Below are 301 nucleotides of genomic sequence, written 5' to 3'. Positions count from 1 at the left end.
CCCCCCCCCCCCCCCCCCCCCCCCCCCCCCCCCCCCCCCCCCCCCCCCCCCCCCCCCCCCCCCCCCCCCCCCCCCCCCCCCCCCCCCCCCCCCCCCCCCCCTATTTTCAAGCAGAAGACGGCATACGCGATTTCCTGTACGGTCTCGTGGGCTCGGAGATGTGTATAAGAGACAGGCATAGGCCAGCGCCAGCGGCCAGGCGGAGCTGGACCGTGCGCGTTGCGGTGGCCGCCGGTCTTCCAGTGTGAATTGCGAAGGGCGCCTGGGTTTCACGGGGCGCGCCGCGCTCAGAAAGGCTTGA

At 74.8% G+C, this 301-nt stretch carries 1 protein-coding gene; it reads right to left on the bottom strand.

All coding sequences use genetic code 11. The features are described from left to right. On the bottom strand, positions 1 to 273 hold a 273-nt coding region (locus JHD63_RS23455), incomplete at its 3' end, for a hypothetical protein (protein WP_198973191.1). Positions 274 to 301 lie beyond the last annotated feature (28 nt).

It is taken from the genome of Xylophilus sp. ASV27 (genome assembly GCF_016428875.1).
Lineage (GTDB): Bacteria > Pseudomonadota > Gammaproteobacteria > Burkholderiales > Burkholderiaceae_C > Xylophilus.
This window is presented reverse-complemented; position numbering and strand designations above follow the sequence as displayed.